This is a genomic window from Streptomyces vilmorinianum (assembly GCF_005517195.1).
Lineage (GTDB): Bacteria > Actinomycetota > Actinomycetes > Streptomycetales > Streptomycetaceae > Streptomyces > Streptomyces vilmorinianum.
In genome coordinates this window covers 5,667,560-5,692,102 of record NZ_CP040244.1, presented here as the reverse complement: position 1 = coordinate 5,692,102, position 24,543 = coordinate 5,667,560, and the positions used below count along the sequence as shown (strand labels likewise).

The 24,543-nt window shown below is 66.5% G+C and carries 14 protein-coding genes, 1 tRNA gene and 3 rRNA genes; 13 read left to right on the top strand and 5 right to left on the bottom strand.

The window, feature by feature from the left end; translation table 11 throughout:
* Nucleotides 1-8: 8 nt before the first annotated feature.
* The 3 genes from FDM97_RS26325 to eccCa form a co-directional block, all read right to left on the bottom strand.
* Nucleotides 9-2,066 (bottom strand): DUF6571 family protein, encoded by a 2,058-nt coding sequence (locus FDM97_RS26325; RefSeq protein ID WP_137992957.1) that lies wholly within the window; start codon nucleotides 2,064-2,066, stop codon nucleotides 9-11.
* The gene (locus FDM97_RS26320; protein WP_137992520.1) at nucleotides 2,066-2,515 is read right to left on the bottom strand and encodes a hypothetical protein; all 450 of its coding nucleotides are present in this window, start codon (nucleotides 2,513-2,515) and stop codon (nucleotides 2,066-2,068) included. The genes FDM97_RS26325 and FDM97_RS26320 overlap by 1 nt, the downstream gene beginning before the upstream one ends.
* A 254-nt stretch (nucleotides 2,516-2,769) precedes the next feature.
* Nucleotides 2,770-6,735 carry a type VII secretion protein EccCa gene (eccCa, locus tag FDM97_RS26315; protein ID WP_137992956.1) on the bottom strand — a complete coding sequence of 1,322 codons (3,966 nt, stop codon included), beginning with the start codon at nucleotides 6,733-6,735 and terminating at the stop codon, nucleotides 2,770-2,772.
* Between the two features lie 235 nt (nucleotides 6,736-6,970).
* Here eccCa and eccD point away from each other — a divergent pair, with 235 nt between their 5' ends.
* The 6 genes from eccD to FDM97_RS26285 all read left to right on the top strand — a co-directional run bounded on the left by eccD (nucleotide 6,971) and on the right by FDM97_RS26285 (nucleotide 14,019).
* Nucleotides 6,971-8,467 carry a type VII secretion integral membrane protein EccD gene (gene eccD / locus FDM97_RS26310; protein WP_137992954.1) on the top strand — a complete coding sequence of 499 codons (1,497 nt, stop codon included), beginning with the start codon at nucleotides 6,971-6,973 and terminating at the stop codon, nucleotides 8,465-8,467.
* 155 nt (nucleotides 8,468-8,622) lie between these two features.
* On the top strand, nucleotides 8,623-8,913 hold the full coding sequence (gene rpsO, locus FDM97_RS26305) for a 30S ribosomal protein S15 (protein ID WP_137992952.1): 291 nt from the start codon (nucleotides 8,623-8,625) through the stop codon (nucleotides 8,911-8,913).
* A 279-nt stretch (nucleotides 8,914-9,192) separates the two neighbouring features.
* Entirely contained in the window at nucleotides 9,193-11,415 is a 2,223-nt protein-coding gene (locus tag FDM97_RS26300; protein ID WP_137992951.1) for a polyribonucleotide nucleotidyltransferase, read from the top strand.
* Entirely contained in the window at nucleotides 11,412-12,791 is a 1,380-nt protein-coding gene (locus FDM97_RS26295) for a M16 family metallopeptidase (RefSeq protein ID WP_137992950.1), read from the top strand. Before FDM97_RS26300 ends, FDM97_RS26295 begins: the two co-directional genes overlap by 4 nt.
* A 17-nt stretch (nucleotides 12,792-12,808) precedes the next feature.
* The gene (dapB, locus tag FDM97_RS26290; protein ID WP_137992949.1) at nucleotides 12,809-13,561 is read left to right on the top strand and encodes a 4-hydroxy-tetrahydrodipicolinate reductase; all 753 of its coding nucleotides are present in this window, start codon (nucleotides 12,809-12,811) and stop codon (nucleotides 13,559-13,561) included.
* A 5-nt stretch (nucleotides 13,562-13,566) separates the two neighbouring features.
* Nucleotides 13,567-14,019 (top strand): tetratricopeptide repeat protein, encoded by a 453-nt coding sequence (locus FDM97_RS26285; RefSeq protein ID WP_137992948.1) that lies wholly within the window; start codon nucleotides 13,567-13,569, stop codon nucleotides 14,017-14,019.
* On the opposite strand, the gene FDM97_RS26280 is transcribed toward FDM97_RS26285, so the two are convergent.
* Nucleotides 14,009-14,563, bottom strand: coding sequence for a hypothetical protein (locus FDM97_RS26280; RefSeq protein ID WP_137992947.1), 555 nt, complete (start codon nucleotides 14,561-14,563; stop codon nucleotides 14,009-14,011). The two genes, FDM97_RS26285 and FDM97_RS26280, sit on opposite strands and share 11 nt — an antisense overlap.
* A gap of 95 nt (nucleotides 14,564-14,658) precedes the next feature.
* Nucleotides 14,659-14,898, bottom strand: a complete 240-nt coding sequence (locus tag FDM97_RS26275) for a hypothetical protein (RefSeq protein WP_137992946.1) — start codon at nucleotides 14,896-14,898, stop codon at nucleotides 14,659-14,661.
* Between the two features lie 187 nt (nucleotides 14,899-15,085).
* Here FDM97_RS26275 and thyX point away from each other — a divergent pair, with 187 nt between their 5' ends.
* The 7 genes from thyX (at nucleotide 15,086) to FDM97_RS26235 (ending at nucleotide 24,450) form a co-directional block, all read left to right on the top strand.
* The gene (gene thyX / locus FDM97_RS26270) at nucleotides 15,086-15,826 is read left to right on the top strand and encodes an FAD-dependent thymidylate synthase (RefSeq protein ID WP_137992945.1); all 741 of its coding nucleotides are present in this window, start codon (nucleotides 15,086-15,088) and stop codon (nucleotides 15,824-15,826) included.
* A gap of 177 nt (nucleotides 15,827-16,003) precedes the next feature.
* Nucleotides 16,004-16,903, top strand: coding sequence for a 4-hydroxy-tetrahydrodipicolinate synthase (gene dapA, locus FDM97_RS26265; protein WP_137992944.1), 900 nt, complete (start codon nucleotides 16,004-16,006; stop codon nucleotides 16,901-16,903).
* Nucleotides 16,904-17,023: 120 nt separating this feature from the next.
* On the top strand, nucleotides 17,024-18,709 hold the full coding sequence (locus FDM97_RS26260) for a ribonuclease J (protein ID WP_137992943.1): 1,686 nt from the start codon (nucleotides 17,024-17,026) through the stop codon (nucleotides 18,707-18,709).
* 534 nt (nucleotides 18,710-19,243) lie between these two features.
* A 16S ribosomal RNA gene (locus tag FDM97_RS26250) occupies nucleotides 19,244-20,769 on the top strand.
* Nucleotides 20,770-21,055: 286 nt separating this feature from the next.
* A 23S ribosomal RNA gene (locus tag FDM97_RS26245) occupies nucleotides 21,056-24,176 on the top strand.
* 79 nt (nucleotides 24,177-24,255) lie between these two features.
* A 5S ribosomal RNA gene (rrf, locus tag FDM97_RS26240) occupies nucleotides 24,256-24,372 on the top strand.
* Together the 16S, 23S and 5S rRNA genes with 1 tRNA gene alongside form the textbook arrangement of a ribosomal RNA operon.
* Nucleotides 24,373-24,377: 5 nt before the next feature.
* Nucleotides 24,378-24,450 (top strand) — tRNA-Thr (locus FDM97_RS26235).
* The last annotated feature ends 93 nt before the right edge of the window (nucleotides 24,451-24,543 follow it).

Sequence of the window (24,543 nt, the reverse complement as noted above, 5' to 3'; positions counted from 1 at the left end):
GCGGCGCCTCACTGGTCACCCGGCAGGCCCTTGGCACGGCTGTTTCCGTTCAGAGCGGCGAGGTTGATTTCGTTCTCCAGTGTGTAGGCGTTGTTGCTGTGGCCCGGATTGGCTTTCGCCCACGCCTCGGAGAGGGTGCGCAGCTGATTCTCCCGGAAGTCAAACGTCTTGCTGTTCTGCTCCTGGATGCCCTTGTTGATCCGCTCCTGCTCGTCGAGCTGCCACTGGTAGGCGAGGGCGTCAATGCCGCGCTGGGCCGCGTCGCCGAGGACCGGGATGAAGTTCGCCGCGCCTCCGAAGCCGTGGTAGAGCCACTTGGCGTCCCACGACGGGTCCTCCTTGTCGGTCTTCAGTGCTTGGTAGCGGGCCTCTTCCAGGAAGCCGATGGTCGCCCCGCCGCGCTGCAGCGTCTCCTTCGGGTCGCTCGGATGATCGCTGTGGATGTCGTTGAGGATCTCCCGGTTCATGGCCTCGTTGAGCATGCCGTACGCGCCCTGGTCGCGGGAGATCTGCTTCGTGACCTCCAACAGCTGGGACCGGTCCAGCTGGCGCGGGTCCTGGTCGTTGTCCGAGAGCGAGCTGGCCGAGTGGTGGACGACATCGCTGTGCCGGGACAGGACCTTCGCCATGTCGTCGCGCATCTCCGACGGGAAGTCGTCCCCACGCCCCGACAGGTACTCCAGCGAGCGGTCCAGGACCTTCCGGTGGTCCGGTGTCAGGTCGACCTGGCGGGCGGTCGGGTCGTTCGGGTTCATGCCGGTGGCGGCGGCTGCGAGCGCGGCGCCGGTCGCGTCCAGGGTCTCGTTCGGCCCGTCCTTCAGCGGGGAGTCGTCGAACGACGGGCGGTCCTTGAGCACCCACTGGGCGTTGTCCTGCGGCTCCTTCGTGTTGAAGAAGTCCGTCGCCGCGTCGGGGCTGTTGGAGAGCGCCGTCATGAAGCCCGCCATCGGGTCACGGCCGAACTCCGCATCGCCGATGAAGTTCATCTTCAGCGTCGGTTCCATCAGGTAGAACCGGTCCGGGATCCTCATCTTCTTCTCGGTCTCCACGAGGGAGTTGCCGTACTTGTTGAGGAACTGGTCGTCGTAGTCGCCCGTGCGCATGAGGTTGCTCATGATCTGGAAGCCGTAGGCCTCCCCGGTGCGGGTGCGGAACCGCTCGGGGCCGAGCTTGACCATGTCGTTCTCCCACTGCCGCATGGCAGGGCTGTCCGACTGGGTGGCGCCGCCCAGGACGAAGCCGAGGTTCTTCTGGAACTCGCCGAGCTGGTTGAGCTGCGTCCGGGTCAGGTCCTTGGTGCTGTCCGGGCTCGACAGGTCCGCCCAGAAGTCCAGCATTCCCTTCGGGCCCACCTGCGTGGCGAACTTCTCCTGGAACAGCGGGTCGTTCTTGTAGGAGGCGAGGAGCCCGTTCAGCTTCTGGAACTCCTCGGGCGACATCTCGTCGCCCTTCTCCTTGATCAGCTTGGCCGCTTCCTCGGCCTTGCGCACGGCGTCGATCGCGGAGTCGCGGTCGCCGTACTTGGCCCCCGAGAAGCCGGTCTCGGCCTGGTCGACGATGGCGCGCAGGACGGTCGCGGCCGTCGTGTCGCTCTCCGTCGCCCGGTTCAGGATGCGCTGCACGTCGTCCCGCAGGTGCTCCGCGTCCTGCGGGGAGTGGTCCGGGACCTCGTGACCCTTGGCGGCGCGGTCCGGGTGGATGAGCATCGTGACGGTGAAGCCGCCACCGGCGATCGGGGTCACCGTGAGGTTCTTCTTGCGGCCGCGCTCCAGGGCCTGGTCCAACTGCTCCTTGTAGCTCACCAGCTCGTCGCGGGTGTCCTTGAGGATGTCGTGGATGGTCGTCGCCTGGGTGTGGGCGTCGGAGAATTCGTGCGCCGTCTTGGTGATGAATTCACGGGAGATCGTGGCGTTCATGCCGGCCCAGTTGGCCTTGTCCGCTTTCGCCTTCATGTCGTCCCGAGCGTCCGTTTCCAGCCCCTTGAGTTTGTCCACCACCCCCTTCCAGGCGGTGATGGCCTGCCCGAGCTGGGCGAAATTGCCCTGTCGCAGCGTTTCGAGATCCATCAGCGCTGCGTCCTCTCCGTGAAGCCCTCGTCCAGCGTCGCGATGCTGCTCACGACGCCGTAGATGTAGTACTCGTCACCCGCGTGTGCGCCCTGGGTGAAGTCCATGTGGTTGGAAATGTGCGCGCAGGCGTCCAGCAAGGTCTTGAGCTGCTTCTCCCAGCGCTCCTGTACGTGGTCGAGCGCGCCGCCCAGCGCGAAACCCTGGGTGCTCAGGTCCTTCGCCGCCGTCTGGCTGACGGACCAGGCGTCACGGCCGTACTTCCCCAGATTGTCGAAAAGACGGAAGGCCGCGTCACCGACGGCCGCGAGGTCCTGCTGACTGACCTTCAGATCACCCCCGGGGGGTGGCGGCGCGCCGCCCTCGTCCGGAACCCGGTTCAGCTGCATCGCCGTGGAGCTTTTCTCGGCGGCCTCCGTCTTGAGCTGCTCCCACTCGTCCCAGGCCATCAGACCCCTTCCCCCGTGCGTCCTGATGCTCCGCCGTTTTGGATAAGCCGGTTCGATCTACCACTCGAAATATTGACTTTAGCAACCGGACTTGACGGGAGTCTCCCGCCCCGACGGCGGCCTCCGACCCAGGCCCCTCCGGGGTTTCCGGAGCGACCGGGTCGGAAGCGCTGCTCCGGCGTCCGTCGGTTCACGCACGCGGCGGCGAGCAAAGCCGGCCCGAGAGCGCCGCAGAGGACCCCCCGCCGATCCCCCTACTGCTCCGGCATGAGCCCCGTCTGCACCAGCGGGTTCCCCCGCTGTCGCGACACGTAGATGCCCCGGCCCGGCGGCATCGGGCGCATGCGGACGCCGCCCAGGACGTCGCCCTCCTGTGGGTCGCCCGAAAGGAGGACGCCCTGCGCCCCGAGCTCCATCATGCGCTGCATGAAGGACTCGTACGCCGCCCGGCTCGCGCCGGCCGCGCTGCGGGCGATGATGAAGCGGACGCCCACGTCCCGGGCGAACGGCAGCAGCTCCGTCAGCTTCGCCAGCGGGTTGCCGCTCGACGTCGACACCAGGTCGTAGTCGTCGACGACCACGTAGACCGACGGGCCCGACCACCAGCTGCGGTCCCGCAGCTGCTGGGCCGTGACGTCCGGCGACGGTGAGCGGCGGCGCATCAGGTCGACCAGCGCGTCCACGTGGTGGTCCATGTTGTTGGACATGGGGACGTACTCGGCCAGGTGAGAGGCCGGAGTGACGTCGAGCAGCCCGCGCCGGTTGTCGATCACGAAGAACTTCGCGGAGTTCCCGTCGTACCGCTCCGTCACCTGCTTGATGAGCAGCCGCAGCAGGTTCGACTTGCCCGACTCGCTCTCACCGAACACCAGGAAGAACGGATCGCGCTCGAAGTTGACGAAGACCGGCTCCAGGTTGTTCTCGTCGATGGCGAACGCCACGCCACGCTTCGGCTCGGCGTAGCCCGCCGGCAGGTTGTGCGCGGGGAGCTCGCGCGGCAGCAGCCGGACCTCCGGGGCGCCGGGCGCCGTCCAGTGGCGGGTGACCTCCTGCGTCATCGCGGCCGTGGCCTCCGACAGGTCGCTGTCGGAGCTGATGCCGTCGATCCGCGGGACAGCCGCCATGAAGTGCAGCTTCTCCGGCGTCAGACCACGGCCCGGAACACCCGTCGGCACGTTGGCGGCGACCTTGCGGTCCAGCTCGGAGTCCATCGTGTCGCCCAGCCGCAGCTCGAGCCGGTTCATCAGGTGGTCCTTGAGGTTGGCGCGTACCTCCATGGAGCGCGACGCCGTGAGGATCACGTGGATGCCGTAGCCGAGTCCGCGCGCCGCGATGTCCACGACGGCGTGCTCGAGGCCCTCGTACTCGGTGCGGAAGTTGCCCCAGCCGTCGATCATGAGGAAGACGTCTCCCCACGGCTGGTCCGTCACCGAGATGTCGCCCCGCGCCCGCAGCCTGCGGAACGTCGAGATCGAGTCGATCCCGGAGCTGCGGAAGTACTCCTCGCGCCGGGCCAGAATGCCGTAGACCTCGGCCACCGTACGGCGCACCCGCTCGGGGTCGAGACGGGACGCGACGCCGCCGACGTGCGGCAGCCCCGCGACCGAGGACATACCGCCACCACCGAAGTCGAGGCCGTAGAACTGCACTTCGTGCGGTGTGTGGGTCAGGGCGAAGGCGGAGATGATCGTCCGCAGCATCGTCGACTTGCCGGACTGCGGACCGCCGATGATCTGCATGTGGCCCGCGGCGCCGGAGAAGTCCCGGTAGAGCGTGTCACGGCGCTGCTCGTACGGCTTGTCGACCACACCCAGCGGTACGACGAGCCGGCCCGCCCCCTCGTACCCGGGCTGCGTCAGCCCACGGCCCTCCACACCGGCGAGGCCGGGCAGGATCGCGTCGAGCGGCGGCGGGTTGTCGAGCGGCGGCAGCCACACCTGGTGCGCCTCGACACCCCGCCCCTCCAGCCGGCGCACGATGACGTCGAGCACGGAGTCGGCGAGCGCGTCGTCCTCCGCCGCACGGGCCTCGGGCACCTGCGTCCGGGCCGTCGGCTCGAGGTAGCGGATCGGGACGGGCGCCGCGGTGAACGGAACCGGCCGGCGGTCCACGGGCAGCGGCCCGCCCTGCACGGCGGCGTGCTGGTTGGAGCGGTACACACCGGAGACGTACGCCGCCTTGAAGCGGACCATCTCGTCGGTGCCGTACTTGAGGTACCCCGAGCCCGGGACGTTCGGCAGCGAGTACGCGTCGGGCACACCGATCGCCGCGCGGGACTCGGCGGCCGAGAAGGTCCGCAGACCGATCCGGTACGAGAGATACGTCTCCAGGCCGCGCAGCCGGCCCTCCTCCAGGCGCTGCGAGGCCAGCAGCAGATGCACACCGAGCGACCGGCCGATACGGCCGATCTGCACGAACATCTCGATGAAGTCCGGCATGGCGGTGAGGAGTTCGCTGAACTCGTCGATCACCAGGACGAGCGACGGGATGGGCTGCAGCGGTGCGCCCGCGGCGCGCGCCTTCTCGTAGTCGTGGATGTTCGCGTAGTTGCCCGCGTCGCGCAGCATCTCCTGGCGGCGGTTCAGCTCACCGCGGATGGAGTCGCCCATGCGGTCCACCAGCGTGAGGTCGTCCGCGAGGTTGGTGATCACCGCGGCGACGTGCGGCATCTGGGACATGCCGGCGAAGGTGGCACCGCCCTTGAAGTCCGCGAGGACGAAGTTCAGCGTCTCCGAGGAGTGGGTGACGGCGAGACCGAGGACGAGCGTACGCAGCAGCTCCGACTTGCCGGAACCGGTGGCGCCGACGCACAGACCGTGCGGACCCATGCCCTCCTGCGCCGCCTCCTTGAGGTCCAGCATCACCGGGACGCCGTCCTCGCCGACACCGATCGGGACCCGCAGCCGCTCCGACTGGGAGCGCGGCCGCCAGGTGCGGCTGACATCGACCGACGCCGCGTCGCCGAGGTTCAGCAGATCGGTGAAGTCCAGGTTGGCGAGGAGCGGTTCGTCGTCGTCAGAGCCCGAGGCGACCCGCAGCGGAGCGAGCTGGCGTGCGAGCGCCTCGGCCGCGTCCAGGCTCAACTGGTCGGGACTGCCGTCGTACACGAGCCCGTGACCGGACTCCAGCTGCAGCGAGTCGGGCTGCACGATCACGGAGAGGCCTCCGCGGGCGCCGGTGGTCCGGCCCGGGACGACCTCGATGATCGTCACGCCCTGAAGTCCCTCGGGCGAGGCCAGCGCCGAGGCCGGCGGGACCGACTGGCCGTCGAGCACCACGACGAGGTGCGGCTGGTCGAGCAGCGGGTGGTTCCCGCCCTGGAAACGGGGACGCCCCTCCAGCCGCGCGGCCAGCATGTCCTGCAGCTCGCGCGAGTCCGTGGTGATCAGCCGCCGGCTGCCCGCGCCGTCGCCGGCCCCCGGCGCCTGGACATGGGGGAGCCACTTCGCCCACTCCCACTGCGGCGCCGCGGACGCGTCCGCGGCGATGGCGATGACCAGGTCCTCCGGGGAGTGCAGCGCCGCGAGCGAGCCGACCATCGCACGGGTCGTGGAACGGACGGAGTCCGGATCGCCGCTCACGGTCAAGTAGTAGAAGGCGCGCAGGGACACGGCCATGGGCAGGCCGTCCAGCGTGCTGTGCGCGGTGAGGAACTGCTGCATCGCACCGGCCGTGAGCGGCTCGAGCTCGTCCACGGGGGCGGTCTCGGGGGCGACGAGGGGCGTGGCGAGCTGCTGGCTGCCGAGACCGATGCGTACCTGCGCGAAGTCGTCGTCGCCGACGCGCCGTTCCCAGACCCGGCTGCCCTCGGCGACGAGCGCCCACAACTGCTCGGGGGAGGGGTGCAGATAGAACTGCGCGTCGCGCTGGAGGTGCGCCGTCCTCAGCACCGCGCGCCGCGTCTGCGTCAGATACTTCAGGTAGTCACGCCGCATGTCGGCGAGCTGCCCCTGCGTACCGCGCCGGTAGCGCACCAGCATGGCGATGGCCATCGCGACGGTCGACGCGATCATGACCATACCCATGATCCGCATGATCGGGTTCGGGGTCATGAAGAAGAAGACGACCGAACCACCCATGCCCAGCATCGGCAGAAGCTGCATCAGCGCGCCCTCCTGCTGCCCACGGGGCAGTTCGGGAGGGGGTTGCAACTGCACCTGCTCGCCGGGCACTTCCGAGGGGAGGGCCCGTGGTGGGCGCTTGACGACGATCTGACTCACAGCTCACCAATTTCCCTTGCCGGATCGGAAGGTTCCTATCGGCGCCCCCGTGGCGACGGGTTCCGTCCGCGGGGAGGGATCCTACTTTGGTGCGCACCGGCGGGTGGGCGGTAGGGTGGCGCGACATGTTTGCGCGCCCCTGAACTCCCATGAACTATCGCAAAAAATGGGTCATTCGGAGCGCAATGTCGGGCTTGCCAGCCAGGATCACCACGAGGGGAAGCAGCAGGTGAGTATGACGGCCCCAGCCACGGCCACCGGAGCAGGTCAGTCAGCTCCCGCACCCGTGTTCAACGGCACCGGCTTCTGCAGGGTCACGGTCGTGGCGCCCGACGGTCGCGTCGATGTCGCGCTGCCCGAGGACGTGGCGATCGCGGACCTCTACCCCGAGGTCCTGCGCCTGTCCGGCCAGACCCCGGCGCCGGGCGCCCCGGTCGGCTACCACCTCGTACGCCGTGACGGCACCGTCCTCGACGGCGGCCGCTCCCTGGCGGCCCAGCGCATCCTCGACGGTGAGCTGCTCTCGCTGCGCCCCTTCGCCGAGTCGCTGCCTCCGGCGGTCTTCGACGACGTCTCGGACGCGGTGGCCTCCGCCGTCGCACGCGACCGCACCCTCTGGTCGGACGCCCTGATGCGCGGTGCCGGGCTCTTCGGCGGCTCGATCCTGCTGATCCTGCTCGCCTTCGTCCTGTGGACGTCCGAGCCCCGGCACGACATGCACGGCCTGCCGGGCATCCTGGCCGCCGTCACCGCCGTGCTGCTCCTGGCGCTCGCGGCCGTACGCGCCCGGGTGTACGACGACCGGGGCTCCGCCGTGGCGCTGGGCACCGGCGCGATGGCGAACGCCGCCGTCGCCGGCGCCGGGCTGCTGCCGCTCGGGGCGGGTCAGGGCATCGGCAAGCTCCAGTTCGTGCTCGCCTGCGCCGCCGTACTCGTCTGTGCCGTCATCCTGACGATCGTCGCCCCGAGCGGGGACGGCCCCTTCGTCGCGTTCGTCTTCGCCGCGGCCGTCGGACTGCTCGTCGGCTTCGTCGCCATCCTGACGAAGCTGACACCCGCCGAGACCGCCGCGGTCTGCGCCCCGCTCGCCGTCGGAGCGCTCGCCTTCCTGCCCGGACTCTCCACCCGGTTCGCCCGCCTCCCGATCGGTTTCGAGCCGCCCAGGACCAGCGTCGGCGGATACGGCTCCGACTCCGAGCCGCAGGGACCGGTCGACGCCGTCCGGATCGCCGCACAGGCCCGCCGCGGCCACGAGCTGCTGGTCGGCCTCGTCGGCGGCTGCGCGCTGGTCGCCGTCGCCGCCTCGGCCGTCCTCGGCTTCTCCGACAACGTGTGGGGGCAGCTGCTGGCCCTGGCCACCGGCGTCGCCATGCTGATGCGCGCCCACCTGTTCCGCTACACCGCGCAGGTCGGCTGCGCCCTCGCGGCCGGCCTCGGCGCGCTCGTGCTGCTCGGCCTCGGCCTCTGCCTCAACCCGCCCCTTGAGCTCATCCAGGACGCGCTCAAGGGCGACGGCACGGCGCTCGACATCCGTACGATCTGGCTCTCCGCCGCGATCGCCGGTGTCGCCGCACTGATCACCGCCATCGGCCTGATCGTGCCGCGCAAGGGCGTCACCCCGTTCTGGGGCCGCTTCCTGGAGGTCGCCGAGACCTTCGTCCTGCTCACGCTCCTGCCGCTCTGCCTGGCGGTCTTCGACGTCTACCACTCCATCCGGGCGCTTACGTCCTGAACACCCTGGTAGGCTGTGCGACGGCCGTTTGTGTACGCGTTCCCGGATTCTCTGGGAGCAGCGCTCATCGGACCTTCGCCTCCGAGTCACGGAAGCTCCCCTGAGACCTAGACCAGGGGCACTCGTGGGCGCACGAACACCAAGAGGAGTACCGAGTGTCTCTCGACGCCGCTACGAAGAAGCAGATCATGGCCGAGTTCGGCACCAAGGAGGGCGACACCGGCTCCCCCGAGGTCCAGGTCGCGATGCTCTCCCGCCGCATCTCGGACCTGACCGAGCACCTCAAGCAGCACAAGCACGACCACCACTCCCGTCGTGGTCTGCTGATCCTGGTCGGCCAGCGTCGCCGCCTGCTGCAGTACCTGGCCAAGAAGGACATCCAGCGCTTCCGTACGCTGGTCGACCGCCTCGGCATCCGCCGCGGTGCGGCCGGCGGTGCCAAGTAAGACGCCGTGAAGGGAGCGGTTCCCACTTTTAGGGGGCCGCTCCCTTTGCTGTACGTGCGCAATGTGCCGACCGGCACTTAGGCTGGTCGCACAACGCCACATCACGAGCGAGAAGCCGCCGGCACGCCGCCGGTCCTCGGTAGTGGCCCCCGGACCCCACAATCCCCGGGTGCTTCGATCGAAGACCGGCCCGCATCCGAAGGCGCGCTTCTCCTCCATCACCGTCCCCGGCCACACGGGCCGACGGACGAAAAGACGAACACGTAGGAGAAACCGCTAGTGGAGAACGAGACCCACTACGCCGAGGCCGTCATCGACAACGGCACCTTCGGCACCCGCACCATCCGCTTCGAGACGGGCCGCCTGGCCAAGCAGGCCGCCGGCTCCGCCGTCGCGTACCTGGACGACGACACGATGGTCCTTTCGGCCACCACCGCGTCCAAGAAGCCCAAGGACCAGCTCGACTTCTTCCCCCTCACGGTGGACGTCGAGGAGCGGATGTACGCGGCCGGCAAGATCCCCGGCTCCTTCTTCCGCCGGGAAGGCCGCCCCTCCGAGGACGCCGTCCTCACCTGCCGCCTGATCGACCGCCCGCTGCGCCCGTCCTTCAAGAAGGGCCTGCGCAACGAGATCCAGATCGTCGAGACGATCATGGCGCTCAACCCCGACCACCTCTACGACGTGGTCGCGATCAACGCCGCCTCCTGCTCCACGCAGCTGGCCGGCCTGCCCTTCTCCGGCCCGATCGGCGGCACCCGTGTCGCTCTGATCAAGGGCCAGTGGGTCGCGTTCCCGACGCACACCGAGCTCGAGGACGCCGTCTTCGACATGGTGGTCGCCGGTCGCGTCCTGGAGGACGGCGACGTCGCGATCATGATGGTCGAGGCCGAGGCCACCGAGAAGACGATCGAGCTCGTCAAGGGCGGCGCCGAGGCGCCGACCGAGGAGGTCGTCGCCGCCGGTCTCGAGGCCGCGAAGCCGTTCATCAAGGCCCTCTGCAAGGCCCAGTCGGACCTCGCCGCCAAGGCCGCCAAGCCCACCGGCGAGTTCCCGGTCTACCTCGACTACCAGGACGACGTCCTGGAGGCGCTCACCGCCGCGGTCAAGAGCGAGCTCGCCCAGGCGCTCACCATCGCCGGCAAGCAGGAGCGCGAGGCCGAGCTCGACCGCGTCAAGGAGCTCGCCGCCGAGAAGCTCCTCCCGGCCTTCGAGGGCCGCGAGAAGGAGATCTCCGGTGCCTACCGCGCCCTGACCAAGAAGCTGGTCCGCGAGCGGATCATCAAGGACAAGGTCCGCATCGACGGCCGCGGCATCACGGACATCCGTACGCTCGCCGCCGAGGTCGAGGCCATCCCGCGCGTGCACGGCTCGGCGCTGTTCGAGCGTGGCGAGACCCAGATCCTGGGCGTCACCACCCTCAACATGCTCCGCATGGAGCAGCAGCTGGACACCCTCTCCCCGGTGACCCGCAAGCGCTACATGCACAACTACAACTTCCCGCCGTACTCCGTCGGCGAGACCGGCCGCGTGGGCTCGCCCAAGCGCCGCGAGATCGGCCACGGCGCGCTCGCCGAGCGCGCCATCGTGCCGGTCCTCCCGACGCGCGAGGAGTTCCCGTACGCGATCCGTCAGGTGTCCGAGGCCCTCGGCTCCAACGGCTCGACGTCCATGGGCTCGGTCTGCGCCTCCACCATGTCGCTGCTGAACGCCGGTGTGCCGCTGAAGGCCCCCGTCGCCGGTATCGCCATGGGTCTGATCTCCGAGGAGATCGACGGCAAGACCCACTACGTCGCCCTCACCGACATCCTCGGTGCGGAGGACGCCTTCGGCGACATGGACTTCAAGGTCGCCGGTACGAAGACCTTCGTCACCGCGCTCCAGCTCGACACCAAGCTCGACGGCATCCCCGCCTCGGTCCTGGCCGCCGCGCTGAAGCAGGCCCGTGACGCGCGTCTGCACATCCTCGACGTGATGAACGAGGCGATCGACGTTCCGGACGAGATGTCCCCGAACGCGCCGCGCATCATCACCGTCAAGATCCCGGTGGACAAGATCGGTGAGGTCATCGGCCCCAAGGGCAAGATGATCAACCAGATCCAGGAGGACACCGGCGCCGACATCACGATCGAGGACGACGGCACCATCTACATCGGTGCCGCCCAGGGCTCGCAGGCCGAGGCCGCCCGCGCCACGATCAACGGCATCGCCAACCCGACCATGCCGGAGGTCGGCGAGCGCTACCTGGGTACGGTCGTCAAGACCACCACCTTCGGTGCGTTCGTCTCCCTGATGCCCGGCAAGGACGGTCTGCTGCACATCTCGCAGATCCGCAAGCTCGCCGGTGGCAAGCGCGTGGAGAACGTCGAGGACGTGCTCGCGGTGGGTGCCAAGGTCCAGGTCGAGATCGCCGAGATCGACCAGCGCGGCAAGCTCTCCCTCGTCCCCGTCATGGCGGACGAGGACGCCGCCGCCGAGGACAAGAAGGACGACACCGACCAGTGACGTCCCGTAGTTCCGTGACGACGGCCCGCCCCTCTTCGGAGGGGCGGGCCGTCGCCCGTACCCAAACGCTTCTCAAGGGCAAGGACGGCATCGGCACGGTCCGCCGCACCACCCTCCCCGGCGGCCTGCGGATCGTCACCGAGACCCTGCCCTCCGTACGCTCCGCCACCTTCGGGATCTGGGCGCACGTCGGCTCCCGCGACGAGACGCCCGCCCTCAACGGCGCCACGCACTACCTGGAACACCTCCTCTTCAAGGGCACCAAGCGACGCAGCGCCCTCGACATCTCCGCCGCGCTCGACGCGGTCGGCGGCGAGATGAACGCCTTCACGGCGAAGGAGTACACCTGCTACTACGCGCGGGTCCTCGACACCGACCTGCCGCTCGCGATCGACGTCGTCTGCGACATGCTCACCGGCTCGCTGATCCTCGAAGAGGACGTGAACGTCGAGCGCGGGGCGATCCTCGAAGAGATCGCGATGACCGAGGACGACCCGGGCGACATCGTGCACGACCTGTTCGCGCGAACGATGTTCGGCGACACCCCGCTCGGCCGCCCGGTGCTCGGCACCGTCGACACCGTCAACGCCCTCGACCGCGACCGGATCGCCCGCTTCTACAAGAAGCACTACGACCCGACCCACCTGGTCGTCGCCGCCGCCGGCAACATCGACCACGCCACGGTCGTACGCCAGGTCCGCCGCGCCTTCGAGAAGGCCGGCGCCCTCTCCCGTACCGACGCGCTCCCCGTCGCCCCCCGCGACGGTCACCGCACGATCCGCACCGCCGGCCGCGTCGAGGTCCTGGGCCGCAAGACCGAGCAGGCCCACGTGGTCCTCGGCATGCCCGGCCTCGCCCGCACCGACGAGCGCCGCTGGGCGCTCGGCGTGCTGAACACGGCCCTCGGCGGCGGCATGTCCTCCCGTCTCTTCCAGGAGGTCCGCGAGAAGCGCGGCCTGGCCTACAGCGTGTACTCGTACACCTCGGGCTTCGCCGACTGCGGCCTCTTCGGCGTGTACGCGGGCTGCCGCCCCAGTCAGGTCCACGACGTACTGAAGATCTGCCGGGACGAGCTCCACAAGGTGGCCTCCGACGGGCTGTCCGACGACGAGATCGCCCGCGCCATCGGCCAGCTCTCCGGCTCGACCGTCCTCGGCCTCGAGGACACGGGCGCGCTGATGAACCGCATCGGCAAGAGCGAGCTGTGCTGGGGTACGCAGATGTCGGTCGACGACATGCTCGCCCGGATCGCCGCGGTCACCCCGGACGAGGTCCGGGAGGTCGCCCGTGATGTGCTCGGACAGCGCCCCTCGCTGTCCGCCATAGGGCCGCTGAAGGACAAGCAGGCGGCACGCCTGCACGAATCCGTCGCCTAGAGAGAGTTCACAGAGCTATGAGCAAGCTGCGCGTGGCGGTCCTCGGAGCCCAGGGCCGTATCGGCTCCGAGGCGGTACGGGCCGTCGAGGCCGCCGAGGACATGGAACTGGTCGCGGCGCTCGGCCGCGGCGACAAGCTGGAGACGCTCACCGACGCGGGCGCCCAGGTCGCGGTCGAGCTGACCACCCCGGCCTCCGTGATGGACAACCTCGACTACTGCGTACGGCACGGCATCCACGCGGTCGTCGGCACGACCGGCTGGAACGAGGACCGCCTCGCGCAGCTGAACACCTGGCTCGCCGCCTCCCCGGAGACCGGCGTCCTGATCGCCCCGAACTTCTCCATCGGCGCCGTCCTGACCATGAAGTTCGCCCAGATCGCGGCCCCGTACTTCGAGTCGGTCGAGGTCGTCGAGCTGCACCACCCGCACAAGGTCGACGCCCCCAGCGGCACCGCCACCCGTACGGCTCAGCTGATCGCCGCCGCCCGCGCGGAGGCCGGCCTCGGAGCCCAGCCGGACGCGACCGTGACGGCTCTCGACGGGGCGCGCGGCGCCGACGTGGACGGTGTCCGGGTCCACGCCGTACGCCTGGCGGGCCTCCTGGCCCACCAGGAGGTGCTGCTCGGCGGCGAGGGCGAGACCCTGACCATCCGCCACGACTCGCTGCACCACTCCAGCTTCATGCCGGGCATCCTCCTGGGCGCCCGCCGCGTGGTCACCACTCCGGGCCTCACCTTCGGCCTGGAGCACTTCATGGACCTGGGCTGACGGCCATGGGCGGAAAGATCACGTACGTCTTCCTCGCCACCGTCCTCGTCCTCGTCTTCGGCGTGGTGGCGATGGAGGGCGTCCTGCTCCTGCTGACCGGGGAACCGGCCGCCATGGGCATGGGCGCGGTGGCGTTCCTGCTGCCCGGCGTGGGCGGCTGGTTCCTCTGGAAGAACACCGCCTTCGCGCGGAACGCGCAGCGGCTCGCCCGCGAACTGGAGGCCGAAGGCGGCCTGCCCGTGGACGAGTTGAAGCGCACGGCCGGGGGCCGGATCGACCGGGAGTCGGCGGACGAGGTGTTCGCGCGGCGGCGTGCCGAGACCGAGGACCACCCGGACGACTGGCGCTGCTGGTTCCGGCTCGCGATCGCCTATCACGACGCCCGCGACACCCCGCGCGCCCGCAAGGCGATGCAGCGCGCGATCGCCCTCCATGGGGGACGTACGGTCAGCGCGTAGCGGCGACGCCGTACTCGGCGTTCCAGGCCTCGACCGTGTCGGCCGCGCGGTCGAACGCCTCGACGCGGGAGAGGAAGTCGGCATTGTGGTCGGTGAGCAGAGTGATCTGCTCACCACCGTGCCGTACGAGAATCAGCGCCTGACCCTGCACCGTGCGGGGCAGCCCCAGCCAGCGCACCGGCTGCTGCGCCGTGCGCACCTCGGCCGTCTGCTGCCATGCCACGGTCGTGTTCGAGAAGAACCGCACCCGCCGCACGCCGTGGCGGCTCACCCATGTGCCGACCCGCAGCATCCGCAGCGCACCGAGGATGAACAGCGCCGCGAGACCGAACGTGAGGCCGGCGCCGGGCGTCTCGCCGGCGGCCACGATGATCACCGCGGCCAGGAGCACGAACGAGGCGAGCAGCAGCGCGAGCGCCGCCGCACCCACCCGCCAGGGGCCCGGCCGGTAGGGGCGACGCCACTGGTCGTGGTCGTCGAACGGCAGCGCGACGTCATCGGTGGCGTCAAAAGCGCGGTCGGCCGTCAGGAAGGGCAGGGGCACGACTGATCCTCACTCACAAGCACGCTCGAAGGGGCTGTGCCCGGTGAGGCTACCCAGGTGGTCTCGACCGGGCCACCCCAGGGGGGCCGTACTGATCAACGGCCGTCGGAAGCCTCGGTCTGCTGCCGGTGGCCCTCGGCGGCACCGGACTGCATGGACGGCATGCCGAAGAGCAGCGATCCGACGAGACCGGCCACGACGGTCAGTCCGATCAGCGTACGGCCCGCGAGTTGAGAGACGGTCAGGCGCTCCCTCGGCGGCGGAGTGACGTTACTGCGGAAGCGGTCGGCCTCTGCGACGAACGAGAACGGGACGGCCTCTCGCCGGCTGAACATGAAGGAACGCTCCTCGGTCCTCGTGGTGTGCGGTGTCACAGAGAGAGACGAGCGAAATCACCATTCGGTGCCCGAATTCGCCGAATTGGCCAAAGAGTGTTCGTCCGGGTGGGTGTGGGAGTCCGCTGTCGGTGGTCCCCCGTAGAGTGGGCGCCGCCCGAGCGACGCACTTCGGAAGGACCCGCCGGTGACCGACACCCCCGCAGAAGACCTCAAGCCCAGTTTCCGCAGCGATGTGACCGTCGAGCTGGTCAAGCACAGCGCCGCCGACTCGGACGTGCTGTGGGCGGCCCGCGTCTCCACCGCGGGGGAGCAGTCGCTCGAAGAGCTGCAGAAGGACCCCGAGCGGTCCAAGGGGCTCATCAACTACCTGATGCGGGACCGCCACGGCAGCCCCTTCGAGCACAACTCGATGACGTTCTTCATCAGCGCCCCGATCTTCGTGTTCCGCGAGTTCATGCGCCACCGCGTCGGCTGGTCGTACAACGAGGAGTCGGGCCGCTACAGGGAGCTTGAGCCGGTCTTCTACGTCCCCGACGCCTCCCGCAAGCTCGTCCAGGAGGGCCGCCCGGGCAAGTACGTCTTCGTCGAGGGCACCGAGGCCCAGCAGGAGCTGGTCGGCCGCGTCATGGAGGACTCGTACGTCCAGGCGTACGAGGCGTACCAGGAGATGCTCGCGGCGGGTGTCGCCCGCGAGGTCGCCCGTTCGGTCCTGCCCGTCGGACTCTTCTCCTCGATGTACGCCACGTGCAACGCTCGCTCGCTGATGCACTTCCTCGGTCTGCGCACCCAGCACGAGCTGGCGAAGGTGCCGTCCTTCCCGCAGCGGGAGATCGAGATGGTGGGCGAGAAGATGGAGCAGCACTGGGCCGAGCTCATGCCGCTGACCTATGCCGCGTTCAACAAGAACGGCCGTGTGGCCCCATAAAGCACAGATGTACGACCCCGTCACGCGAAGTGTCCGTATTGCGACGTTTCACGAAGTTCATCTAGGCTGATCAAACGGACCCGGCACTGCTTGAACCCCCGAGCAGGCAGTGCCGGGCTCCTTTCTCACGTCCCCCGAGGGGACACCGGGCGCTGAGCAGCGAGTAGCGTGTTACCCATGGCTCCGATCTCCACTCCGCAGACCCCCTTCGGGAGGGTCCTCACCGCCATGGTCACGCCTTTCACGGCGGACGGCGCACTCGACCTCGACGGTGCCCAGCGACTGGCCGCCCATCTGGTGGACGCAGGCAACGACGGCCTCGTCATCAACGGCACCACCGGCGAGTCCCCGACCACCAGCGACGCGGAGAAATCGGAACTGGTACGAGCGGTACTGGAGGCGGTCGGCGACCGCGCCCACGTCGTCGCCGGCATCGGCACCAACGACACCCACCACTCCATCGAGCTCGCCCGCACCGCGGAGCGCGACGGCGCACACGGCCTGCTCGCCGTCACGCCGTACTACAACAAGCCCCCGCAGGAGGGCCTGTACCGGCACTTCTCGGCCATCGCCGACGCCACCGGCCTCCCGGTCATGCTCTACGACATCCCCGGCCGCAGCGGCGTCCCCATCGACACCGAGACGATCGTCCGCCTCGCCGAGCACCCCCGGATCGTCGCCAACAAGGACGCCAAGGGCGACCTCGGCCGCGCCAGCTGGGCCATCGCCCGCAGCGGCCTCGCCTGGTACTCCGGCGACGACATGCTCAACCTGCCGCTGCTCTCCGTGGGCGCCTGCGGCTTCGTCTCCGTCGTCGGCCACGTCGTCTCCCCGGACCTGCGCGCCCTGCTCGACGCCCATCTCAACGGTGACGTGCAGAAGGCCACCGAGATCCACCAGAAGCTGCTCCCGGTGTACACCGGGATGTTCCGCACCCAGGGCGTCATGACCACCAAGGCCGCCCTCGCCCTCCAGGGCCTCCCGGCCGGCCCCCTGCGCCTGCCGCTCGTGGGCCTCTCGCCGGAGGAAACCGCCCAGCTCAAGCTCGATCTCGCCGCCGGCGGGGTACAGCTCTGACAACAGACTTCACAACTGAATATCCGATCGACAAACGATCGACAGACAACAGCAAGTGCACGAATGTCATGCGCGCCACGTGCCCAAGCGGTACGTGGCGCGTGTGGTGAGGAGAGTCTTTTGAGTCATCCGCATCCTGAACTCGGCGCGCCGCCGAAGCTGCCCAAGGGCGGCCTGCGCGTCACCCCGCTCGGCGGGCTCGGTGAGATCGGCCGGAACATGACGGTCTTCGAGTACGAAGGCCGGCTGCTGATCGTCGACTGCGGCGTCCTCTTCCCCGAAGAGGAGCAGCCGGGCGTCGATCTGATCCTGCCCGACTTCACCACCATCCGGGACCGCCTCGACGACGTCGAGGGGATCGTGCTCACGCACGGTCACGAGGACCACATCGGCGGTGTCCCGTACCTCCTCCGGCTCAAGCCGGACATCCCGCTCATCGGCTCCAAGCTGACCCTCGCCCTGATCGAGGCCAAGCTCCAGGAGCACCGCATCCGTCCCTACACCCTCGAGGTGTCGGAGGGCGACCGGGAGAACCTGGGCCTGTTCGACTGCGAGTTCATCGCGGTCAACCACTCCATCCCCGACGCGCTGGCCGTCGCCATCCGCACCCCCGCGGGCATGGCGGTCGCCACCGGCGACTTCAAGATGGACCAGCTCCCGATGGACGGCCGGCTCACCGACCTGCACGCGTTCGCGCGGCTCAGCGAGGAGGGCATCGACCTCCTGCTGTCCGACTCGACGAACGCCGAGGTCCCGGGCTTCGTCCCGCCGGAGAAGGACATCTCCAACGTCCTGCGGAACGTCTTCGCGAACGCCCAGAAGCGGATCATCGTGGCCAGCTTCGCCAGCCACGTCCACCGCATCCAGCAGATCCTCGACGCCGCGCACGAGTACGGACGCCGCGTGGCCTTCGTCGGCCGCTCGATGGTCCGCAACATGGGCATCGCCCGTGACCTCGGCTATCTGCGGGTCCCGGCCGGCCTGGTCGTCGACGTCAAGACCCTCGACGACCTCCCGGACGACGAGGTCGTGCTGGTCTGCACGGGCTCCCAGGGCGAGCCCATGGCCGCGCTGTCCCGCATGGCCAACCGCGACCACCAGATCCGGATCGTCCAGGGCGACACCGTGATCCTGGCGTCCTCGCTCATCCCGGGCAACGAGAACGCGGTCTACCGCGTGATCAACGGCCTGACGCGCTGGGGCGCGAACGTGATCCACAAGGGCAACGCCAAGGTCCACGTCTCCGGCCACGCCTCGGCGGGCGAGCTGCTGTACTTCTACAACATCTGCAAGCCGAAGAACCTCATGCCGGTCCACGGCGAATGGCGCCACCTGCGCGCCAACGCCGAGCTCGGCGCGATGACGGGTGTCCCGAAGGACCACATCGTCATCGCCGAGGACGGCGTCGTCGTCGACCTGGTCGACGGCCGCGCCAGGATCGTCGGCAAGGTCCAGGCGGGGTACGTGTACGTGGACGGCCTCTCGGTCGGCGACGTCACCGAGGTCCACCTCAAGGACCGCCGCATCCTGGGCGAGGAGGGCATCATCTCCGTCTTCGTGGTCGTCGACTCGTCGACCGGCAAGATCGTGGGCGGCCCGAACATCCACGCCCGTGGCTCCGGCATCGAGGACTCGGCGTTCGACGCCGTCATCCCGAAGGTCGAGCAGGCCCTGAACAAGTCGGCCCAGGACGGCGTGGTCGAGCCCCACCAGCTCCAGCAGCTGATCCGCCGCTCGATCGGCAAGTGGGTCTCCGACACGTACCGCCGGCGCCCGATGATCCTCCCGGTGGTCGTGGAGGTCTGAGGACGGGCCTGAGCACAGGCCTGACCAGCGTCAACCAGGAGCGGGGCGCCTCGATTTGCATCGGGGCGCCCCGCTCCAGTACGTTTACGGCTCCGCCAGCAAGGGAACCCGGCACCTTCGTGTGCCTGAACGGGTGACCGGAAGGGGCGGGGGAATTCGACTCAGAATCTCTGATAAAGTCGGATCAACGCCGGAAAGCCCAACGGGAAACCGAAAGGCCGGAAAGCACCGAGGAAATCGGATCGGAAAGATCTGATAGAGTCGGAAACGCAAGACCGAAGGGAAAAGCCCGGAGGAAAGCCCGAGAGGGTGAGTACGAAGGAAGCGTCCGTTCCTTGAGAACTCAACAGCGTGCCAAAAATCAACGCCAGATTAGTTGATACCCCGTCCATCTTCGGATGGCGAGGTTCCTTTGAAAGTCCTACCGGCCCATGCGGCGGGTAGGCAACAACACAGCGAGGACGCTGTGAACGACTGGTCCTATTCCGACCGGTCGTTCCGCTCTCGTGGTGTGCACCGGATAACCGGTAAACATTCACGGAGAGTTTGATCCTGGCTCAGGACGAACGCTGGCGGCGTGCTTAACACATGCAAGTCGAACGATGAAGCCCTTCGGGGTGGATTAGTGGCGAACGGGTGAGTAACACGTGGGCAATCTGCCCTTCACTCTGGGACAAGCCCTGGAAACGGGGTCTAATACCGGATAACACCGGCTTCCGCATGGAAGCTGGTTGAAAGCTCCGGCGGTGAAGGATGAGCCCGCGGCCTATCAGCTTGTTGGTGGGGTAATGGCCCACCAAGGCGACGACGGGTAGCCGGCCTGAGAGGGCGACCGGCCACACTGGGACTGAGACACGGCCCAGACTCCTACGGGAGGCAGCAGTGGGGAATATTGCACAATGGGCGAAAGCCTGATGCAGCGACGCCGCGTGAGGGATGACGGCCTTCGGGTTGTAAACCTCTTTCAGCAGGGAAGAAGCGAAAGTGACGGTACCTGCAGAAGAAGCGCCGGCTAACTACGTGCCAGCAGCCGCGGTAATACGTAGGGCGCAAGCGTTGTCCGGAATTATTGGGCGTAAAGAGCTCGTAGGCGGCTTGTCACGTCGGGTGTGAAAGCCCGGGGCTTAACCCCGGGTCTGCATCCGATACGGGCAGGCTAGAGTGTGGTAGGGGAGATCGGAATTCCTGGTGTAGCGGTGAAATGCGCAGATATCAGGAGGAACACCGGTGGCGAAGGCGGATCTCTGGGCCATTACTGACGCTGAGGAGCGAAAGCGTGGGGAGCGAACAGGATTAGATACCCTGGTAGTCCACGCCGTAAACGTTGGGAACTAGGTGTTGGCGACATTCCACGTCGTCGGTGCCGCAGCTAACGCATTAAGTTCCCCGCCTGGGGAGTACGGCCGCAAGGCTAAAACTCAAAGGAATTGACGGGGGCCCGCACAAGCAGCGGAGCATGTGGCTTAATTCGACGCAACGCGAAGAACCTTACCAAGGCTTGACATATACCGGAAAGCATTAGAGATAGTGCCCCCCTTGTGGTCGGTATACAGGTGGTGCATGGCTGTCGTCAGCTCGTGTCGTGAGATGTTGGGTTAAGTCCCGCAACGAGCGCAACCCTTGTCCTGTGTTGCCAGCATGCCCTTCGGGGTGATGGGGACTCACAGGAGACCGCCGGGGTCAACTCGGAGGAAGGTGGGGACGACGTCAAGTCATCATGCCCCTTATGTCTTGGGCTGCACACGTGCTACAATGGCCGGTACAAAGAGCTGCGATGCCGCGAGGCGGAGCGAATCTCAAAAAGCCGGTCTCAGTTCGGATTGGGGTCTGCAACTCGACCCCATGAAGTCGGAGTTGCTAGTAATCGCAGATCAGCATTGCTGCGGTGAATACGTTCCCGGGCCTTGTACACACCGCCCGTCACGTCACGAAAGTCGGTAACACCCGAAGCCGGTGGCCCAACCCCTTGTGGGAGGGAGCTGTCGAAGGTGGGACTGGCGATTGGGACGAAGTCGTAACAAGGTAGCCGTACCGGAAGGTGCGGCTGGATCACCTCCTTTCTAAGGAGCACAGTACCGATTGCGAGCAAACGTCTCGCACGGTCAGCTCATGGGTGGAACGTTGATTAGTTGGCGTGAGTGACCTGATGGTTCTTCCAGTACTGCTTCGGCGTGGAACGGAGAACACGGAGGGTGGCTCACGCTTGGCACGTTGTTGGGTATCTGAGGGTACGGCCGTAAGGTTTGTATCTTCGCGATGCCGGCCCCAGTGAACTCGCCACGTTGTGGTGGGGTGGTGGGTGGCTGGTCGTTGCTTGAGAACTACACAGTGGACGCGAGCATCTGTGGCCAAGTTTTTAAGGGCGCACGGTGGATGCCTTGGCACCAGGAACCGATGAAGGACGTGGGAGGCCACGATAGTCCCCGGGGAGCCGTCAACCAGGCTTTGATCCGGGGGTTTCCGAATGGGGAAACCCGGCAGTCGTCATGGGCTGTCACCCATGCCTGAACACATAGGGCATGTGGAGGGAACGAGGGGAAGTGAAACATCTCAGTACCCTCAGGAAGAGAAAACAACCGTGATTCCGGGAGTAGTGGCGAGCGAAACCGGATGAGGCCAAACCGTATGCGTGTGATACCCGGCAGGGGTTGCGCATACGGGGTTGTGGGATCTCTCTTTCACAGTCTGCCGGCTGTGAGACGAGTCAGAAACCGTTGATGTAGGCGAAGGACATGCGAAAGGTCCGGCGTAGAGGGTAAGACCCCCGTAGCTGAAACATCAACGGCTCGTTTGAGAGACACCCAAGTAGCACGGGGCCCGAGAAATCCCGTGTGAATCTGGCGGGACCACCCGCTAAGCCTAAATATTCCCTGGTGACCGATAGCGGATAGTACCGTGAGGGAATGGTGAAAAGTACCGCGGGAGCGGAGTGAAATAGTACCTGAAACCGTGTGCCTACAAGCCGTGGGAGCGTCGGATGGGAGCTTGCTTCCATCTCGTGACTGCGTGCCTTTTGAAGAATGAGCCTGCGAGTTTGCGGTGTGTTGCGAGGTTAACCCGTGTGGGGAAGCCGTAGCGAAAGCGAGTCCGAATAGGGCGATTCAGTAGCACGCTCAAGACCCGAAGCGGAGTGATCTAGCCATGGGCAGGTTGAAGCGGAGGTAAGACTTCGTGGAGGACCGAACCCACCAGGGTTGAAAACCTGGGGGATGACCTGTGGTTAGGGGTGAAAGGCCAATCAAACTCCGTGATAGCTGGTTCTCCCCGAAATGCATTTAGGTGCAGCGTCGTGTGTTTCTTGCCGGAGGTAGAGCACTGGATAGGCGATGGGCCCTACCGGGTTACTGACCTTAGCCAAACTCCGAATGCCGGTAAGTGAGAGCGCGGCAGTGAGACTGTGGGGGATAAGCTCCATGGTCGAGAGGGAAACAGCCCAGAGCATCGACTAAGGCCCCTAAGCGTACGCTAAGTGGGAAAGGATGTGGAGTCGCAGAGACAACCAGGAGGTTGGCTTAGAAGCAGCCACCCTTGAAAGAGTGCGTAATAGCTCACTGGTCAAGTGATTCCGCGCCGACAATGTAGCGGGGCTCAAGCGTACCGCCGAAGTCGTGTCATTGCAGCAATAGGGCCAACGCCCGCTGTGATGGGTAGGGGAGCGTCGTGTGCCGGGTGAAGCAGCCGCGGAAGCGAGTTGTGGACGGTTCACGAGTGAGAATGCAGGCATGAGTAGCGATACACACGTGAGAAACGTGTGCGCCGATTGACTAAGGGTTCCTGGGTCAAGCTGATCTGCCCAGGGTAAGTCGGGACCTAAGGCGAGGCCGACAGGCGTAGTCGATGGACAACCGGTTGATATTCCGGTACCCGCTTTGAAACGCCCAATATCGAGCCCATTAACGCTAAGGCCGTGAAGCCGCCCCGGAGCCTTCGGGCAAAGGGGAGTGGTGGAGCCGCTGACCCAAGGTGGTAGTAGGTAAGCGATGGGGTGACGCAGGAAGGTAGTCCAGCCCGGGCGGTGGTTGTCCCGGGGTAAGGGTGTAGGCCGTGTGATAGGCAAATCCGTCACACATTAAGGCTGAGACCTGATGCCGAGCCGATTGTGGTGAAGTGGATGATCCTATGCTGTCGAGAAAAGCCTCTAGCGAGTTTCATGGCGGCCCGTACCCTAAACCGACTCAGGTGGTCAGGTAGAGAATACCGAGGCGTTCGGGTGAACTATGGTTAAGGAACTCGGCAAAATGCCCCCGTAACTTCGGGAGAAGGGGGGCCATCACTGGTGATCGGATTTACTCCGTGAGCTGGGGGTGGCCGCAGAGACCAGCGAGAAGCGACTGTTTACTAAAAACACAGGTCCGTGCGAAGCCGTAAGGCGATGTATACGGACTGACGCCTGCCCGGTGCTGGAACGTTAAGGGGACCGGTTAGCTCTGTTTCGACAGGGCGAAGCTGAGAACTTAAGCGCCAGTAAACGGCGGTGGTAACTATAACCATCCTAAGGTAGCGAAATTCCTTGTCGGGTAAGTTCCGACCTGCACGAATGGCGTAACGACTTCTCGACTGTCTCAACCATAGGCCCGGTGAAATTGCACTACGAGTAAAGATGCTCGTTTCGCGCAGCAGGACGGAAAGACCCCGGGACCTTTACTACAGTTTGATATTGGTGTTCGGTTCGGCTTGTGTAGGATAGGTGGGAGACTTTGAAGCCGTGACGCCAGTCATGGTGGAGTCGCCGTTGAAATACCACTCTGGTCGTGCTGGATGTCTAACCTCGGTCCGTGATCCGGATCAGGGACAGTGTCTGATGGGTAGTTTAACTGGGGCGGTTGCCTCCCAAAGGGTAACGGAGGCGCCCAAAGGTTCCCTCAGCCTGGTTGGCAATCAGGTGTTGAGTGTAAGTGCACAAGGGAGCTTGACTGTGAGACCGACGGGTCGAGCAGGGACGAAAGTCGGGACTAGTGATCCGGCGGTGGCTTGTGGAAGCGCCGTCGCTCAACGGATAAAAGGTACCCCGGGGATAACAGGCTGATCTTCCCCAAGAGTCCATATCGACGGGATGGTTTGGCACCTCGATGTCGGCTCGTCGCATCCTGGGGCTGGAGTCGGTCCCAAGGGTTGGGCTGTTCGCCCATTAAAGCGGTACGCGAGCTGGGTTTAGAACGTCGTGAGACAGTTCGGTCCCTATCCGCTGTGCGCGTAGGAATATTGAGAAGGGCTGTCCCTAGTACGAGAGGACCGGGACGGACGAACCTCTGGTGTGCCAGTTGTCCTGCCAAGGGCATGGCTGGTTGGCTACGTTCGGGAGGGATAACCGCTGAAAGCATCTAAGCGGGAAGCCTGCTTCGAGATGAGTATTCCCACCTCCTTGAGAGGGTAAGGCTCCCAGTAGACGACTGGGTTGATAGGCCGGATGTGGAAGCCCAGTAATGGGTGGAGCTGACCGGTACTAATAGGCCGAGGGCTTGTCCTCAGTTGCTCGCGTCCACTGTGTTAGTTCTGAAGTAACGAACACGCCCCCTGCGGGGTGCGGCGGTTCAACTTCATAGAGTTTCGGTGGTCATAGCGTTAGGGAAACGCCCGGTTACATTCCGAACCCGGAAGCTAAGCCTTTCAGCGCCGATGGTACTGCAGGGGGGACCCTGTGGGAGAGTAGGACACCGCCGAACAACCCGCCCTTTTAGCTCAGTCGGTAGAGCGTCTCCATGGTAAGGAGAAGGTCAACGGTTCGATTCCGTTAAAGGGCTCAGAGAAAAGGCCCCCGCCTCTTGGCGGGGGCCTTTTTGCGTTGTCCCCCGGTGAGGGAAAGCGAGGGTGCCTCGTCGGGCCGACATCGTGGG